General features: G+C 68.0%; 13 protein-coding genes. 8 read left to right on the top strand and 5 right to left on the bottom strand.

The features are described from left to right. Positions 1-31 precede the first annotated feature (31 nt). Positions 32-574, bottom strand: a complete 543-nt coding sequence (locus ACFPN9_RS24070; protein ID WP_197431998.1) for a lipocalin family protein — start codon at positions 572-574, stop codon at positions 32-34. A 242-nt stretch (positions 575-816) separates the two neighbouring features. Here ACFPN9_RS24070 and ACFPN9_RS24065 point away from each other — a divergent pair, with 242 nt between their 5' ends. Together ACFPN9_RS24065 and ACFPN9_RS24060 are read left to right on the top strand one after the other, a co-directional pair. Continuing rightward, entirely contained in the window at positions 817-996 is a 180-nt protein-coding gene (locus tag ACFPN9_RS24065) for a hypothetical protein (RefSeq protein ID WP_377817749.1), read from the top strand. 181 nt (positions 997-1,177) lie between these two features. Then, the gene (locus ACFPN9_RS24060; protein ID WP_377817748.1) at positions 1,178-2,707 is read left to right on the top strand and encodes a PAS domain-containing protein; all 1,530 of its coding nucleotides are present in this window, start codon (positions 1,178-1,180) and stop codon (positions 2,705-2,707) included. 42 nt (positions 2,708-2,749) lie between these two features. On the opposite strand, the gene ACFPN9_RS24055 is transcribed toward ACFPN9_RS24060, so the two are convergent. The 3 genes from ACFPN9_RS24055 to ACFPN9_RS24045 form a co-directional block, all read right to left on the bottom strand. After that, a complete protein-coding gene (locus ACFPN9_RS24055) occupies positions 2,750-4,831 on the bottom strand; it encodes an ATP-dependent helicase (protein WP_377817747.1) in 2,082 nt (693 codons plus the stop codon). 105 nt (positions 4,832-4,936) lie between these two features. Further along, complete coding sequence (locus ACFPN9_RS24050) at positions 4,937-5,476, bottom strand: VOC family protein (RefSeq protein ID WP_377817746.1); 540 nt, start codon at positions 5,474-5,476, stop codon at positions 4,937-4,939. Positions 5,477-5,583: 107 nt separating this feature from the next. Beyond that, positions 5,584-6,603, bottom strand: a complete 1,020-nt coding sequence (locus ACFPN9_RS24045; RefSeq protein WP_377817745.1) for a TRAP transporter substrate-binding protein — start codon at positions 6,601-6,603, stop codon at positions 5,584-5,586. A gap of 120 nt (positions 6,604-6,723) precedes the next feature. Here ACFPN9_RS24045 and ACFPN9_RS24040 point away from each other — a divergent pair, with 120 nt between their 5' ends. Then, positions 6,724-7,779 carry a LacI family DNA-binding transcriptional regulator gene (locus ACFPN9_RS24040; protein ID WP_377817744.1) on the top strand — a complete coding sequence of 352 codons (1,056 nt, stop codon included), beginning with the start codon at positions 6,724-6,726 and terminating at the stop codon, positions 7,777-7,779. A 96-nt stretch (positions 7,780-7,875) separates the two neighbouring features. Then, positions 7,876-9,093: an FAD-binding domain-containing protein gene (locus ACFPN9_RS24035; protein ID WP_377817743.1), complete on the top strand. Its 1,218-nt coding sequence runs from the start codon at positions 7,876-7,878 to the stop codon at positions 9,091-9,093. 17 nt (positions 9,094-9,110) lie between these two features. Here the strand turns inward: ACFPN9_RS24035 and ACFPN9_RS24030 are convergent, their stop codons facing one another. Next, positions 9,111-10,043 (bottom strand): hydrogen peroxide-inducible genes activator, encoded by a 933-nt coding sequence (locus ACFPN9_RS24030; protein WP_377817742.1) that lies wholly within the window; start codon positions 10,041-10,043, stop codon positions 9,111-9,113. Positions 10,044-10,169: 126 nt separating this feature from the next. Between ACFPN9_RS24030 and katG the strand changes: the two genes are divergently transcribed. From katG to treY, 4 genes are all read left to right on the top strand, one after another. Further along, positions 10,170-12,341 (top strand): catalase/peroxidase HPI, encoded by a 2,172-nt coding sequence (gene katG / locus ACFPN9_RS24025; protein WP_377817741.1) that lies wholly within the window; start codon positions 10,170-10,172, stop codon positions 12,339-12,341. A gap of 169 nt (positions 12,342-12,510) precedes the next feature. Then, positions 12,511-12,873 (top strand): thiol-disulfide oxidoreductase DCC family protein, encoded by a 363-nt coding sequence (locus ACFPN9_RS24020; RefSeq protein WP_067987764.1) that lies wholly within the window; start codon positions 12,511-12,513, stop codon positions 12,871-12,873. A gap of 87 nt (positions 12,874-12,960) precedes the next feature. Continuing rightward, positions 12,961-14,754 (top strand): malto-oligosyltrehalose trehalohydrolase, encoded by a 1,794-nt coding sequence (gene treZ / locus ACFPN9_RS24015; RefSeq protein ID WP_377817739.1) that lies wholly within the window; start codon positions 12,961-12,963, stop codon positions 14,752-14,754. Then, positions 14,751-17,582 carry a malto-oligosyltrehalose synthase gene (gene treY / locus ACFPN9_RS24010; RefSeq protein ID WP_377817738.1) on the top strand — a complete coding sequence of 944 codons (2,832 nt, stop codon included), beginning with the start codon at positions 14,751-14,753 and terminating at the stop codon, positions 17,580-17,582. Before treZ ends, treY begins: the two co-directional genes overlap by 4 nt. The last annotated feature ends 18 nt before the right edge of the window (positions 17,583-17,600 follow it).

Below are 17,600 nucleotides of genomic sequence, written 5' to 3'. Positions count from 1 at the left end.
CGGACTGGCCAGTGCGGGCACAGCGCCTCGCTTACTGCTGCGTCCGCCGCAAGAGCGTGGTGTCGTAACCGAGGGTCCGCGCCCTGGCGACGAGTGATTCATACTGGCGCGGGCTGATCCTGCGCTCGCGCGTCAGCAGCCAGAGATAGCGTCCCGACGGCTCGCCGACGATCGCCCAGCCGTAATCGTCGGCCCGGTCGAGGACCCAGTAATCCCCCTCGAAGGGACGAAAGAAGCTGACCTTGAGTTTGGCGCCGTTCGAGCCTTCGACGATGCGCGCGGTCGCGTCGGCCGATCGCAGCGGCCCCGTCGGGCTGCCCTGGCGGCAAGAGTTCACCACTGCAACCGTTCCGTCAGGCTTCGCCGTGTACTGCGCCGTGACGCCCTCGCAGCCCTTCTGGAAGCTCGCCTCGTAGCGGCCCTGCTCGTACCAGGTCCCGACATAGCGACCGAGATCGACCGCCTTTCGCGGCTGGGGCACATTCGCATTGCCGACGGGGCCGGTCTCGAGCGGATTGCAGGCGCCCAGGGCCAAGGTCGCGGTCAGCGCCAGCACGAATAGCGGAGTCTTCATCATCGTTCCTCGCATTGAACTGCCAGCCAACGCCGCTTGCTGCACGCGGTTCCGGCGGCACGCGCCGGTCGATCCATATCATCGTCCCTGCCGGACGACCCAACCATCGGCTCGCCGTCTCCGCTCGGCCCGCATCAGCGTTCAATCCGTCACGTTTTTTGGAGCGCAGGGTAGCCCTTAGGACATTGCCATTTCGCAGCGGGCCGATCGGGAGCATAAGGACGCCGCGCCAAGAGGAAGCCATGGACACGCAGATCGCCTTTCACGACGACGATTTAACCAATAGGGCGGAGGGCCTGATGGCCACGCCGCTGCCGCTGCATCCCGACGAAAGCGAGGAGCGCTCAGGCGTTGCGTCGGGGCTGTCGCAGAGCCCCCTAGGGCTTGAGCGCGAGGCGGCACGCTTCATCGCCTCGTGCTGAGCGCATCGACGGGCCTTGCTCCGCGGCGGGAACGGGTGGAGATCCCGCGCGTTCCGCACCAGCCCCTCCTGTCCGGTTGCATCCCGTGCAGTCCGGGCCGGGCCAGCCGGCTGGCCGGTGGGGACGAAACCAAGACCGCAACGCCCCTCCCCGAGGTCCGATTCCGGAGTTCCCGATCCCGATGACCGCGCAGACCGAGCACAGCCGCATTGACGCGGAGATCGAGAAGATCGGGAAGTCCTCCGATCCCTTCGCCTCCGCTGTGCGCGCGACGCGGATGCCGATGCTGATCACCGATCCGAACCAGCCGGACAACCCGATCGTCTTCGCCAACAATGCCTTCCTGCGGCTGACGGGCTATCAGCGCGAGGAGGTGATCGGGCGTAATTGCCGCTTTTTGCAGGGCCCCGAGACGGACCCGCGCGACATCGCGCGGCTCAGGGACGCGATCGGCCGCCGCGCCCAGATCGAGCTGGAGATCATCAACCACCGCAAGGACGGCTCGCGCTTCCACAACCGCGTGCTGATCTCCCCGGTCTTCGACGAGGACGGCCACCTCTCCTATTTCTTCGCCTCGCAGTTCGACGTCACGCTGGAGCGGGACCGGCTCGTGCGGCTGCAGCAGGACCATGACAAGCTGGAGAAGGAGGTCGAGCGGCGCACGCGCGATCTCAGGCTCTCGGAGGAACGGCTGCGCTTCACCATCCGCGCCGCACGGCTCGGCTCCTGGACGCTCGACCTGACCGATCTGCGTCTCACCTGTTCCGACATCTGCAAGGCGAATTTCGGCCGCCGGGCGGAGGAGCCCTTCGCCTATGAAGACCTGATCGCCGCGATCCTCCCCGAGGACCGCCCGAAGATGGAGCTCGCCGTGCAGGAGGCGATTGCGCGGCATGAGGATTACGAACTCGAGTACCGCATCAGCACCCCGGCCGGGCAGACACGCTGGATTATGGCGCGCGGCCGTCCGCATTACGCGGCGGATGACCGGCCGATCAGCATGTCGGGCGTGACCCTCGACGTCACCGAGAGCCGCCGCAACGAGGAGCAGCGGCTGCTGCTGACGGCGGAGCTGAAGCACCGGGTCAAGAACTCGATGGCCACGATCCAGTCGATCGCGACCCAGACGCTGCGCCATGCCGAATCGCTGAAGGAGGCCACGGAGGTTCTGACGGCGCGGATGCAGTCGCTCGCCTCGGCCCATGACCTGCTGACGCGGGAGGAGTGGCAGAGCGCCACCATCGCCGAGATCGTCGCCAGCGCAACGGAATCGTTCGACATGCCGGGATCGCGGCGCTTCCGGGTCGGAGGTCCCTATCTCAGCCTGCCGCCGCGGGCAGCCATGGCGATGGTGCTGGCGCTGCACGAGCTCGCGACCAATGCGGTCAAGTACGGGGCGCTCTCCGTCCCGGAGGGCCATGTCTTCATCGACTGGCAGGTCGTCCGCCACGGCTCGCAGGCGATGATCGAGTTCCGCTGGCAGGAAGCGGGTGGCCCGCCCGTCAAAGCCCGTCCGAGCCGGCGCGGCTTCGGGACGCGGCTGATTGAAAAGGTCCTGGCCGCGGAGTTGGACGGCACGGGCGAGCTGCAGTACCGCGCCTCCGGTGTGGTGTTCACGCTCGTGGCGCCGCTGCCGGATCAGGACAAGATCAGCGGCACGCCCGATGACGAGGAACTGTTCCGGCGCAATATCAGCGTCTCGCTCGGTTGAGTGCACGCCGGCTCCCTCTTGCAGCCTCCGACCCGCTGGACATCAACGCCACATGCCGCGCATCTGCGCCCGCAGATCGAGACGCGGTCCCTCGCGCGGGGTCCGGCCCGCTTCAGCCGGTGCTGCCGGCCATGACGTCCGCTCGAAACGGCCAAGCAGCGCATCGGGAATGAAGCGTGTCCGCGCGGCATAGACATGCCGGTCGCCGGTGGCGGACTGGCCATGGGTGAAGAAGCGCTGCGGCACCATCAGGTGCAGATCGTCCTTGGCGCGCGTCATCGCGACGTAGAGCAGCCGGCGCTCCTCCTCGATTTCCTCCGTGGTGCCTGTCCCGAGATCGGAGGGAATGCAGCCGTCGACGACGTTCATCACGAAGACCGACTTCCACTCCTGCCCCTTGGCGGAATGGATCGTCGAGAGGATCAAATAATCCTCGTCGAGGAGCGGGACGCCCGCCTGGTCGCTGGTCGCGTCCGGCGGGTCGAGCGTCAGCTCGGTCAGGAAGCGTTCGCGCGAGGGATAGCCGCCTGCGATCTGCTCGAGCTGGATCAGATCGGCCTGCCGGGTCGCGGCGTCCTCGTGGATGCGTTCGAGATGGGGCTGGTACCAGAGCCGCGCTTGTTCGATCTCGGCGGGCCAGCCGGCACGGCCGCCCGCCAGCGCGCCGAGCACGGCCAGAAAGGCCGGCCAGTCCTCGCCGGCGCGCGGAGGGGCCGGCGCATCCGCCAGTGCCCGCAGGGGATCGGGCGCCGCCGCGACCAGATCCAGCACACGCCGCGCGGACGTCGGCCCGACGCCGGGCAGGAGCTGCATCAACCGGAAGCCGGCGACCTTGTCGCGAGGGTTCTCGACGAAGCGCAGCAGGGCGAGGATGTCCTTCACATGGGCGGCGTCCAGGAATTTCAGCCCGCCGAATTTAACGAAGGGTATGTTGCGGCGGGTCAATTCGATCTCGAGCGGGCCGCTGTGATGGGAGGCGCGGAACAGCACTGCCTGCTGCTTCAGGGCGGCGCCGGCCTCGCGGTTCTCCAGAACGCGCGTGGCGATGAAGCTCGCCTGATCCGCCTCGTCGCGGACATGGACGAGCTGCGGCGGCGCGCCCGTGGCGCGGTCCGTCCAGAGATTCTTGGTAAAGCGCTCGGCGGCCAACTCGATCACCGCATTGGCGGCCGCGAGAATGCCTTGGGTCGAGCGGTAATTCTGGTCGAGCGTGACGATCTCCGCCGGCGGCGTGAAGGCGGCCGGAAAGTCGAGGATGTTGCGGATCGTCGCGGCGCGGAAGGCGTAGATCGACTGCGCGTCGTCGCCCACGACGGTGAGGCCCCGGCCGTCCGGTTTGAGGCCCAGCAAGATCGCTGACTGGAGGCGGTTGGTGTCCTGATACTCGTCGACCATGACATGGTCGAAGCGTTCGCCGATCTCCGCCGCCAGCGCGGGATCGGCCATGGTCTGCGCCCAGTAGAGCAGCAGATCGTCGTAATCGAGCACGTTCTGCTGTTGCTTCGCCTCGACATAGGCGGCGAACAGCTCGCGCAGCTCGGCGCCCCAGGCCGCGCACCAGGGGAAGGAGCGGGTGAGCACGGTCTCGATCGGCGTCTGCGCGTTGACGCAACGCGAATAGATCGAGAGGCAGGTGCCCTTGGCCGGAAAGCGGGCCTGCGTCTTCGAGAAGCCGAGTTCGTGCCGGACCAGGTTCATCAGGTCGGCAGCATCCTCCCGGTCGTGGATCGTGAAGGCCGGGTCGAGCCCGATCTGGTCGGCGTGATCGCGCAGGAGGCGCGCGCCGAGCCCATGGAAGGTGCCGGCCCAGCTCAGCGCGTCCGTCACCGCGGCGGCCCCCTCCCCCATCACCTTGCGGGCGATGCGCCCGACGCGGCGTGTCATCTCGGCGGCGGCGCGGCGCGAGAAAGTCATCAGGAGGATGCGCCGCGGATCGGCACCGCTGACAATGAGATGAGCGACGCGATGGGCGAGCGTATTGGTCTTGCCCGAGCCCGCCCCGGCGATGACCAGCAGCGGCAATGCCGGTGCAGGCCCGGCGCCATGGGTGACGGCCCGCCGCTGCGCCGGGTTGAGCAGGTCGAGATAGTTGGCGGCCGGAGCCGGCGAATCGATGGCGAGCATGAACCGGACTCGATCAGTTTCCGGTTTTGTTCGCAATCATAGGCGCCATCAGACGGCGCCGACGTTTCGACCAGGCGCCAGGTCCCGGGCTGGCTCCGAGGCTAATCAGAGCTTCGAGAGGTCCGGGAAAGGGCGCACGGGGTCGCTTCCGTCCCAGCCCTCGGAGGCCTCGCAGATCAGGCGGAACATCTCGCCCTTGGGGCCGGCGACCTCTGAGAGTTCGATCACCGTCCCTGGGTGATAATGCGTGTCGAAATAGACGAAGCGGCCGCGCTCGCCGACCTCCCCGGACATCACCGGCACAAGCCCCTGCGCCGTGAGACGGGCGAGATCGGCGTCGTAGTCCTCCGTCCAGTAGGCGACATGCTGGAGACCGCTATGGCCGGCATCGATGAAGTCCTTGTACATGGACGGCACGGCGTTGCGGCACTGGATCAGCTCGATCTGGAGCGGCCCGGAATTGGCGAGCGCGACCGAGTTGTGCGGCTCGTAGGCCTCGCCCCTGTAACGATAGTTCCGGATCGGGACCTTTGGATTGTAGAAGAACGGGCCGATGCCGAGCACGCGGCTCCAATAGTCCATCGCCGCCTCGATATCGGGCACGACATAGCCGGCCTGGCGAATCTGGCCGAAGAAGCGGCTCATGCGGGCGTCCTTGTAGTGGTCTGGCGGAAGGCGCGGCCGCGAGGCGGCCGGTTCTGGAAAAAACCGGCGGGATCGCCCGCCGGCTCTCGATGATGAGCCGAGAGGCCTCAGGCGAGCTTGCCGACGGCGTCCTCGAGCAGGCTCCAGGCCTCGTTGCCGAAGCGCTCCTGCCACTCCTTGTAGAAGCCGGCGCTGCGCAGCTTGGCGCGGAAGCTGTCGGGATCGGTCTTGTTGAAGGACAGCCCCTTCGACTGGAGATCGGCCTGGACCGTCTCGTTGAGCGCCTTGATGTCGGCGCGCTGCTTCACGCCGGCGTCGTTGATGGCATCGGCGACGATCTTCTGCAGGTCGGCCGGCAGGCCGCGCCAGGCGCGCCCGTTGGCGATGAACCAGAACCCGTCCCAGATATGGTTCGAGATCGCACAGCTCTTCTGGACCTCGAAGAGCTTGGCCACCTGGATGATCGGCAGCGGGTTCTCCTGCGCGTCGACGACGCGGGTCTGAAGGGCGGTGTAGACCTCGCTGAACTGGAGGCTCGCCGGCGCGGCGTCGAGCGCCTTGAACATCGAGATCGAGAGCGGGCTTACCGGCACGCGGATCTTCAGGCCGGCCATGTCCTTGGCCTGCTCGATCGGGCGGCCCGAGGTCGTCATCTGGCGGAAGCCGTTGTCCCACATCTTCTCGAAAGCGAAGAGATTCACCTTCGCGATCGCCTCGCGGACATGGGCGCCGAGCTTGCCGTCCATCGCCTTCCAGACCTGGTCGTAGTCCGAGAAGGCGAAGCCGACCGCGTTGATCGCCGCCACCGGCACCAGCGTCGCGATCACCAGCGCCGAGGGGGTGAAGAAGGTGATCCCACCATTGCGGACCTGGCTCAGCATGTCCGTGTCGCCGCCGAGCTGGTTGTTCGGGAAGATCTTGATCTCGACGCGGCCCTTGCTCTCCCGCGCGACGCGCTCCGCGGCCTCCTGGGCGCGGATGTTGAGCGGGTGGCTCAGCGGCAGGTTATTGCCGTATTTCAGCTCGAACTCGGCGGCCCGCGCGACATGCGGGAAGCCGATCAGCGGCATGGCGGCGGGTGTGGCGGCAAGCGTGCGCAGGACCGCGCGGCGGGTGACGATGGCCATCTCTTCCTCCCTTCGGATCGCTGCGCGATCGCTCGTTCTGGTGTTCTTCCCATCACGATAGGAAGCCGGCATGATGGGCGTCAAACTCAGTTTCTGATGGTTTTTGATGGATTCGCTTCGATGACTCTGGACGTGGACGACAAGCCCCGGCGCAGCCGCTCGGCCCGGATCGACGATGTCGCGGCGCGCGCCGGCGTCTCCACCGCCACCGTCGACCGCGTGCTGAACGGGCGGCCGGGCGTGCGGGCGCTGACGGTCCAGCGCGTGCTCCGGGCCGCAGGCGAGATCGGCTATCTGATCGACGAGGCGCGGCCGGCCAGCGCGTTAAGGCCGTTGCGGCTCGCCTTCCTCCTGCCGGCGGGGGACAACCGATTCCTCGGGATGCTGGGGCGGCTGATCGGCGGCTCGCAGGCACAACTCGCCTCGTTCAATATGCGCGCGCGGGTCGACCACATCGAGAGCTTCCGGCCGGAGTTGCTGGCGCAGCATCTCAGAGCGGTCGGGCGCGAGGTCGACGGCATCGCCTTCATGGCCCTGGAGCACCCGACGGTGCGCGAGGCGGTCGACCAGCTGGCGGAGCGCGGCGTGCCGACCGTGACGCTGATCTCGGACATCGCCAATACGAGGCGCGTCGCCTATGTCGGCCTCGACAATCGCTCGGCCGGGCGGACGGCCGGTTATCTGATCGGGCGCTTCATCGGCAACCGGCCGGCGAAGGTCGCGATGATCGCCGGCAGCCTGAGCTACCGCGCCCATGAGGAGCGCGAGATGGGCTTCCTGCATCTCTTCCAGGATCTGTTCCCGCAGATCCAGGTCGTCGGGCTGCGCGAAGGCCATGACGAGGAGGCGCGCAACTACCGCCAGACCAAGACGCTGCTGGCACAGCACCCCGACCTCGCCGGCATCTACAACATCGGCGGCGGGCCAGAGGGAATCGCACGAGCCTTGAAGGAGGCCGGTCGCCAGCAGGAGGTCGTCTTCGTCGGCCATGGCCTGACCCCGGCAACGCGCGACCTGCTGATCGAGGGGGCGATGGATGCGGTGATCACCCAGAACCCGCAAGCGGCGCTGATGGATTGCGTCTCGATCTTCGCCAATCTGCGCGCCGGCCTGCCGGCGACCCAGGGTGTCGAGCGGCCGCGAACCGAGATCGTGCTGCGCGAAAACCTGCCCTGAGACGACACGCCGCTCGGCTCTGGGGCATCGAGTCGCAGCCAGGCCCGTGCGGCATCGCTGCGGCGTATAGCGGTCATGACGAATGGGACTGCGACGATGGCGAAGACCAGGGCGACCCGGAATGCGGGCCTTGCCCTGCTGGAATCCTTCCGCCCTTTGATGGGCCGCAGCTACGCCGAGCATCGCAACACCGATCGCGGCCCGGGGCGGCACGTCTTCGTTTCGCGCCTCTCGCCCTATCTGCGCCGGCGCCTCGTGACCGAGCAGGAGACGGTGGAAGCGGCGCTGGCCGATCACGGGCCCGAGGCGGCCGATGCCTTCATCCGCGAGGTGTTCTGGCGCGGCTACTTCAAGGGCTGGCTGGAACGACGCCCGCAGGTCTGGGCGGCTTATTTCGAGGGGCTGCAGCGCGATCTCGCTGCGGTGGCGGCCGATCCCGCTCTGGCCGACCGTATCGCTGCGGCCGAACAGGGCCGAACCGGCCTCGCCTGCTTCGACGCCTGGGTGCAGGAGCTGACGGCCACCGGCTATCTCCACAACCATGCGCGGATGTGGTTCGCCTCGATCTGGATCTTCACGCTCAGGCTGCCCTGGCGTCTGGGAGCCGATCTCTTCCTGCGGCATCTGCTTGATGGCGATCCCGCCTCCAACACCTTGAGCTGGCGCTGGGTCGGCGGGTTGCATACCCGCGGAAAATTCTATCCGGCGCAGGCCTGGAACATCGCCCGCTTCACCGAAGGGCGCTTCACCCCCTCGGAGCGTGATCTGGCGGAGGTCGTTGCCGGTCTCGAGGACGAGGAGCCGGAGGGGCTGCCGGCGCCGCGGCCGCTGCGGAGCGTCACGCCCCCGCAGCCCGGCCGGCCGACGGCCCTGCTGATCACCGAGGAGGATTGCCGGCTGGAGGCGCATGACCTCGCCGGCTTCGATATCCGCGCCGCGGCGGCGCTCGCCGCCAGCCCGCTACGCTCGCCGCGCCCGGTGGCGGAGGCCGTCGCGCGCTTCGAGGCCGAAGCTCTGGCCGATGCCGCGTCGAGGACGGGGTTCGAGGCGACAACCCTGCAGGCTGCGAGACCCGAAGCGCTCGTCGACTGGGCGGTGGCGGCGGGCGTGACCCAGATCGCGACAGGTTATGTGACGCGCGGCCCCCTGCATGACTGGCTGGCGCGGGCGGTGCCGCTGCTCGAGGCACGGGGCATCGCGCTCTGCGAATGGCGGCGGGAGTGGGATGCGGCGATCTGGCCCCATGCCGGCGCGGGCTTCTTCAAGGTCAAGCAGCAGATCCCCGCCATCCTCGACCAGCTCGAAAGCCGCTGACCGCGCGGCTGCCGGGTTCAGCGCTCCGGCGGGCGGAATGCGGCTTCGGCATCGCGCATGGCGGCGCGGCCGGCTTCGCCGACCATCGCGGCGATCTCCGCCAGCTGGCGCGCGAGCGGGCTGGTCTTCCGCCAGATCATGCCGATGGTGCGCGTCGGGCGCGGCGCCTCGAGCCTCGCCACGGAGACCGCGGCGCTGCGCATCTCGACCGCCACCGCCATCTCCGGGATCAGGGTCACGCCGATGCCGGCGCCAACCATCTGCACCAGCGTCGAGAGGGAGCTGCCCTCCATCAGCGCGCGCGGGGCCGGCGCGCCAATATTGCAGACCTCCAGCGCCTGATCGCGGAAGCAATGCCCCTCCTCCAGAAGCAGCAGGCGCATCTCGCGCAGCATCGTCGTGCTCGGCACGGGCCGCCCTGCGTCGTCGCGTGAGCGCACCAGCACGAACTCCTCCTCGAACAGCGCCGTCTCGACGAGTGAGGGCTCAGAGGCTGGCAGGGCGACGATCGCGGCATCGAGCCGGCCGCCCACCAGATCCTCCAGCAGGAGCCGCGTCAGCGCCTCTCGGGGATTGAGTTCGATGTCCGGATAGCGGCTGACGAGCGCCTTGATCAGCCTCGGCAGCAGGTAAGGCGCGACCGTCGGGATGATGCCGAGGCGCAACGGCCCGGCGAGAGGGCCGCGCGAGGCGCGGGCGAGATCGGCGAGTTCGTCGATCGCGCGCAGGATGTCGCGACCGCGCAGGGCGAATTCCTCGCCCAAAGCCGTCAGCCGGATCTGCTTGGCGCTGCGCTCGACCAGGGTCACGCCGAGGCTGTCCTCGAGATCCTTGATCTGCAGCGAGAGCGCCGGCTGCGAGATGGCGCAATGCTCCGCGGCTCGGCCGAAATGGCCTTGGCGGGCGAGCGCATCGAAATAGCGCAGATGGCGGATGGAGAGCGACGCCATAGGTTTTTCTCATCATCCCAATTACAAATTCAAAATTAATTTTATCACATTCGCATGCTAGGTCCCAGCCTAGCTGACCGGTCCGCGACGGCTCGCGGATGACGGTACCGAGTGGGGAGATTTGCAATGGACGGATTGAACACGGCGCCGAAGGGCAAATGCCCGGTGATGCACGGCGCGAACACGCGGGCCGACGGCATGGCCATGAACTGGTGGCCGAACGCGCTCAACCTCGACATCCTCCACCAGCACGACAGCAAGACCAACCCGCTGAAGGGCTTCAGCTATCGCGAGGCGCTGAAGACGCTGGACGTCGCGGCGCTCAAGCGCGACCTGCATGCGCTGATGACCGACAGCCAGGAATGGTGGCCGGCCGATTGGGGCCATTACGGCGGCCTGTTCATCCGCATGGCCTGGCACGCGGCCGGCTCCTACCGCCTCGCCGACGGCCGCGGCGGCGGCGGCACCGGCAACCAGCGCTTCGCGCCGCTCAACTCCTGGCCGGACAACGCCAATCTCGACAAGGCCCGCCGCCTGCTCTGGCCGATCAAGAAGAAGTACGGCAACCAGGTCAGCTGGGCCGACCTGCTGATCCTCGCCGGCAACATCGCCTATGAGTCGATGGGACTGAAGACCTTCGGCTTCGGCTTCGGCCGCGAGGATATCTGGCACCCGGAGAAGGACATCTACTGGGGCGCCGAGAAGGAGTGGCTGGCGCCCTCCGACGGCCGCTACGAAGATATCATGGACGCCTCCACCATGGAGAACCCGCTCGCCGCGGTGCAGATGGGGCTGATCTATGTGAACCCCGAGGGCGTTAACGGCGTGCCCGACCCGCTGCGGACGGCGGCGCATGTGCGCGAGACCTTCGCCCGCATGGCGATGGACGACGAGGAGACCGCGGCACTGACGGCCGGCGGCCACACCGTCGGCAAGACCCATGGCAATGGCGACGCCGCCAAGCTCGGCCCCGTGCCGGAGGGCGCCGACATCGCCGAGCAGGGTCTCGGCTGGATGAACCACGAGACGCGCTCTGTCGGCCGCAACACCGTGACCTCGGGCATCGAGGGCGCCTGGACGACCCATCCGACCAAGTGGGACAATGGCTATTTCGACCTGCTCTTCGGCTATGAGTGGGAGCTGAAGAAGTCGCCCGCCGGTGCCTGGCAGTGGATGCCGATCAACATCCGCGAGGAGGACATGCCGGTCGATGTCGAGGATCCGTCGATCCGCGTCATGCCGATCATGACCGATGCCGACATGGCGATGAAGATGGACCCGGCCTATCGCGCCATCTGCGAGCGCTTCCACCGCGACCACGCCTATTTTTCGGAGACCTTCGCGCGGGCCTGGTTCAAGCTGACCCATCGCGACATGGGGCCGAAAATCCGCTATTTCGGCCCGGACGTTCCGGCCGAGGATCTGATCTGGCAGGACCCGGTTCCCGCCGGCCGACGCGACTACGACGTGGCTGCGGTCAAGGCCAAGATCGCGGCCTGCGGCCTCTCCGCGGCCGACATGATCGCTACGGCCTGGGACAGCGCCCGCACCTATCGCGGCTCCGACATGCGCGGCGGCACGGACGGCGCGCGCATCCGCCTCGCCCCGCAGAAGGACTGGGAGGGTAACGAGCCGGCGCGGCTTTCGCGCGTGCTCGGCGTGCTGGAAGGCATCGCTTCCGAGACCGGCGCCAGTGTCGCCGACGTGATCGTGCTGGCGGGCAGCCATGCGGTCGAGCAGGCGGCGAAGGCGGCCGGGTTCGATGTCGCGGTGCCCTTCGCCGCCGGTCGCGGCGACGCGACGCAGGAGCAGACCGACGTGGCCTCCTTCAAGGCGCTGGAGCCGCTCGCCGACGGCTTCCGCAACTGGCTGAAGAAGGACTACACCGTCAGCCCCGAGGAGATGCTGCTCGACCGGGCCCAGCTGCTCGGCCTGACGGCACAGGAGATGACGGTGCTGGTCGGCGGCCTGCGCGCGCTCGGCGTCAACCATGGCGGCACGAAGCACGGCGTCTTCAGCGACCGCACGGGTGCGCTGACGACGGACTTCTTCGTCGGCCTGACCGACATGGCCTATCGCTGGGAGCCGGTCGGCAAGAACCTCTACCACCTCGTCGATCGCAAGAGCGGCGCGGTGAAGTGGACGGCGACGCGCGTCGACCTCGTCTTCGGTTCGAACTCGATCTTGCGCGCCTATGCCGAGGTCTATGCCCAGGACGACGGCCAGGAGAAGTTCGTGAAGGACTTCGTCGCCGCCTGGACCAAGGTGATGAACGCCGGCCGCTTCGACCTCAACTGAGCCTTTCCGACGGCTCCAGCGATACCCTGTCCCCGCGCCTGGCGGCGCGGGGATTTTCATGTGGCGGGTGCCGTCTGGCGACCTGCCCTGCCATCCCGCCTGCGGCATCGGCGCCCAGGGGTGTATCGCGCGCTTGCAGCGGCGGCGCGCGAGACCAATATCGACGGGCATGACAGATCTGGTCGTCTGGTTCGATGGCGGATGCCCGCTCTGCCGCCGCGAGATCGCGGCGATGAAGCGGCTCGACCGCGCCGGCCGCATCACCTTCCTCGACGTCGCCTCGCCCGAGACCGACTGCCCGCTCGACCGGGGAGCCCTGCTCGCCCGTTTCCACGCGCGGGAAAACGGCGTGCTGCTCTCGGGCGCCGCCGCCTTCGCCGCGATGTGGCGCGCGATTCCGCTGCTGCGCCCGCTGGGCCTCGCCGCGCGCAATCGCCATGTCGGAGCGGCGCTGGAATGGCTCTATCTGCGCTTCCTGCGGCACCGCCCGACGCTGCAGCGTTGGGCGGGCGCCCGCGACGCGAAGGCCTGAGGCGACAAGCGCGGAACCCGGCCAGCGATCCCGTGTTGGTCTGGTCGGAGCCAAGAGGGCTCCACCAGCCCGACAGGATCGCTCTCCATGCACCGCGCCCACACCATGCCTTTCGGTGCCCGGATCACCGAGGGGGGTGTCGAATTCTCGCTCTGGGCGCCCTCGGTCCGCGAGGTCACGCTGCTGATCGACGGGGCCGAGCGGCCCATGGCCGCGGCGGCCGAAGGCTGGCACCGCCTGCTCGATCCGCAGGCGCGCCCTGGATCGCTCTATCGCTACCGCATCGAAGGGGGGCTCTCGATCCCCGACCCGGCCTCACGCTACCAGCCGGACGACATCGACGGGCCGAGCCAGGTCGTCGACCCGGCAGCTTTCATCTGGAGCGACGGCGACTGGCGCGGGCGCCCTTGGGAAGAGGCGGTGCTCTACGAGGCCCATGTCGGCACGGCGACACCGGAAGGCACCTTCGCGGCCCTGACGGCGAAGCTCGACCATCTGCGCGACCTCGGGATCACCGCGCTCGAATTGCTGCCGGTGGCGGATTTTCCGGGCAACCGCGGGTGGGGCTATGACGGTGTGCTGCATTACGCACCCGATCACGCCTATGGCACGCCCGACGACCTCAAGCGGCTGGTCGACGAGGCGCATCGCCGCGGGATCATGATGTTCCTCGACGTCGTCTACAACCACTTCGGCCCGTCGGGTAACTACCTGCCCAACTACGCCGCCTCCTTCTTCACCGAGCGCCACGAAACGGCCTGGGGCGCCGGCATCAATTTCGACGGCGAGGCCGCGGCCGTGGTGCGCGACTACTTCGTCCACAATGCGCTCTACTGGCTGGAGGAATATCATTTCGACGGCCTGCGTTTCGACGCCGTTCACGCCATCGCCGACGACAGCAGCCGGCACGTCATCGGCGAGCTGGCCGAGCGCGTCCGCGAGGGGCTGCCGGGCCGCGAAATCCATCTGGTTCTGGAAAATGCCGCCAACGAGGCGCGCTGGCTCGCGCGCGCCGAGACCGGCCGGCCGATCCTGCACAACGCACAGTGGACCGACGACACGCATCACGCCTGGCACCGGCTGCTGACGGGCGAGAGCGATGGCTATTATTCCGACTACGAAGACGCCGCCGGCCATCTCGGCCGCTGCCTTTCCGAGGGGTTTGCCTTCCAGGGCGAGTTCTCGGCGCATGAGGGCGCGGTCCGTGGCGAGCCGTCCGCGCATCTGCCGCCCTCGGCCTTCGTCAATTTCCTGCAGAACCACGACCAGGTCGGGAACCGGGCTCAGGGCGAGCGCATCGACGCCCTGACGCAACCTTCGAAACTCGCCTTGGCGCGGGCGGGCCTGCTGCTCGCACCGCAGATCCCGCTGCTCTTCATGGGCGAAGAATGGCAGGCCTCGACGCCCTTCCAGTATTTCGTCGATTTCGCCGATCCTGAGCTGTCGCGTGCCGTGCGGGACGGGCGGCGTCGGGAATTCGGCGGCTTCGGCGGCTTCGCTGCGGAGGAAGTACCGGACCCGACCGACCCGCAGACGGCCGCCCGCTCACGGCTGGACTGGACGGAGATCGCGCGATCTCCCCATGCCGAAATTCTGACGGAGACGAAGGCCCTGCTCGATCTGCGTCGCGAGCAGGTGGTGACACTGACGAAGACGAGGTTTCACGGCGCGACCTGCCGACGCCCAACGCCTGACACGCTCGACATAAGCTGGGATTTCGAGCGCGGAAGGCTGCGTTTCGTGGCGCATTTCGGCGAAGGCGAGGTGGTCGTGGATGGTCCCGGCTCGTCGAGCGTTCTCTGGGCCAGCCCCGGCATCGAGATCGGAGCCGATATCCGCCTCCGGCCCTGGACCGGCGCGTTTCTGGCGGCCCGCTCATGAAAACGGATCAGGAGAGCGCCCTGTCTCGCGACCCGAGCGGAGAAGCCCGCAACGCCAACGCGCTCGCCGCGCCGCCGCCGCGTGCGACCTACCGCCTGCAGTTCCATGCCGGCTTCACCTTCGACGATGCGGTCGCGATCCTGCCCTATCTCGCAAGGCTCGGCATCAGCCATGTCTATGCTTCGCCCGTGCAGACAGCGCGGCCGGGCTCGACCCATGGCTACGACATCGTCGACCACACCCGGATCAATCCGGAACTGGGTGGCGAGGAGGGCTTCCTGCGCCTCTCGGACGCGCTGAAACAGCACGGTCTCGGTCTGATCCTCGACATCGTCCCCAATCATATGGGCATCGGCGGCGCCGACAACGCGTGGTGGCTCTCGGTCATCGAATGGGGCCAGCTCTCGCCGCACGCCATCGCCTTCGACATCGACTGGGAGCGGCTCGGCGCCAACGGCAAGCTGGTGCTGCCCTTCCTCGGCAAGCGCTATGGCGACGCGCTGGAAGAGGGTGAACTGACGCTGAAGCGCGACGAGAGCGGCGGCGGCTTCAGCATCTGGCATTTCGAGCACCGCTTTCCGATCAGCCCGCTCAGCTATCCGATCCTGCTCGACCGGGTGCTGGTTCTGGTGGCCGACCATGAGCGGCCTGATTACCGGGAGCTGCTGGCGATCTCGTCCCGACTGCGCGCGCTGTCGGACAATCCCAGCGGCGCGAGCCCCGATGGCCTCGTGGCGGAATGCGAGATGCTCAAGCAGCGGCTGGAGCAGGTTTTCGCCGAGTCCCCGGAGCTGGCGGAGGCCACCGAGCGGGCGCTCGATCTCGTCAACGGCGCCGAGGGAATCCGGGAAAGCTTCGACACGCTGCATCGCATCCTGGAGATGCAGAGCTACCGGCTGGCGAACTGGCGTGTCGCGGCGAGCGACATCAATTACCGCCGCTTCTTCGACATCAACACGCTGGCGGGGGTGCGGGTCGAGGAGCCCGAGGTCTTCGAGCGAACGCACGCGCTGATCCTCGATCTGGTCAGGGCCGGCCGCATTCAGGGGCTGCGGATCGACCACATCGACGGCCTCGCCGATCCTGAAGGCTATGTCCGGGAGCTGCAGGCGCAGGTCGGGCCCGGCTTCTACATCCTGGTCGAGAAGATCCTCGGCCATGGTGAGACGCTGCGCCCCTGGCCGATCTCCGGCACGACCGGATACGAAGTTCTCAACCTGATCGACGGGATTCTGCTCGACCGGGCCGGAGCGGCCGCGATCGAGGAAAGCTATCGCGAGATCACGCGCCAGCAGGATGGGTTCGAGGAACTGCTGCGACGGGCGAAGCGCGAGACGCTGCATGCGAGCTTCGCCAGCGAACTCGAGGTGCTGGTGTCGGACCTCGCTCGGCTCGCCCATGGCGACCGACGCAGCCGCGACTACACCGTCCACGCCATGCGTCAGGTTCTGACCGAGATCATCGAGCGGCTGCCGGTCTACCGCAGCTATATCTCGAACGAGCCCTCGCCGGAGGACCGGACGCTGATCGAGGAGACGGTGGCGGCCGCGATCGCCGGCACCCCTATGCCGGATACCTCGCTGCATCGCTTCGTGGCCGCGCTGCTGCTCGGCGAGGCGGACCGGATGATGACCGCACCGCCGCCGGCCGAGCATCTGGCGCGCTTTCGCCGCCGCTTCCAGCAGCTCAGCGGCCCGGTCACCGCCAAGAGTCTGGAGGACACGCTGTTCTACCGCTATGGCCCGCTGCTCGCCCTTAACGAGGTCGGCGGCGAGCCGAACCATCACGGCGTTTCGGCGGAGGCGTTCCACGCGGCCAATGCGCAGCGGCATCGCGATTGGCCGCATGCGATGATCGCGACCGCGACGCACGACACCAAGCGCGGCGAGGACGGCCGCGCCAGGCTCCTGTCCCTGACCGAGATGCCGCAGCGCTGGGCCGAAGCGAGCAGCCGCTGGCACGCGCTCAGCTTGGAATTGGCGCCCGACCGCACCCGGCCGGATGCGAATGACCGGCAGTTGATCCTGCAGCAGATGCTGGCGTCCTGGCCGGTCGAGCTTCTCGAGTCCGATGATGCCCCGCAGCTCGACGCGTTCCGCGAGCGCATGCAGGGCTGGGTCGAGAAGGCGCTGCGCGAGGCCAAGCGCAAGACGAGCTGGATCAATCCCCAAGAGGCCTATGAGCAGGCCGCCAAGTATCTGATCGCCGGCGCCCTCGCAGCAGGCAGCTCTTTCCTCGAGACCTACCGGCCCCTGGCGCGAGACCTCGCGCAGCGCGGCATGGTGCGCGGCCTGAGCCGGACGGCGCTGAAGTTGACGCTGCCCGGCGTTCCCGATGTCTATCAGGGGACCGAATTCTGGGATCTCTCGCTGGTCGATCCGGACAACCGCCGCGCGGTGGACTACGATGCCAGGGCCCGCGCGCTGGATGACGACGCCCATGCCGCTGCCCTGCTCGCCACCTGGCCGGACGGGCGGATCAAGCAGCGCATCATGACCGCGCTGCTGGCCGACCGTGCCGCCTCGCCGGACCTCTATGCGGAGGGGAGCTACGAGCCGCTTGAGCTTCGGGGAGAGCGCTCGGTCGATCTCTTCGGCTTCGAGCGCCGTGTCGGCGCGGAGGCGCTTCTCGTGATCGCGACCCGCATCGCAGGTGGCGAAGCGGCCGCGGCCTTGCCGCTCGGGCCGCATTGGGAGGGCGTCGTTCTCCCGATGACGGGCGAGTGGGAGGATGTGCTGACAGGCCGCCGGATTATCGCGGGCGATGCGGGTCTCTCCGTTGCCGATGCGCTCGCGGTGCTGCCCGTGGCGGCGCTGCGGCAGCGGTAGCCGCCCACGCGGCGGCGA

The organism is Allobosea massiliensis (assembly GCF_042655245.1).
Classification (GTDB): domain Bacteria; phylum Pseudomonadota; class Alphaproteobacteria; order Rhizobiales; family Beijerinckiaceae; genus Allobosea; species Allobosea massiliensis.
This window is presented reverse-complemented; position numbering and strand designations above follow the sequence as displayed.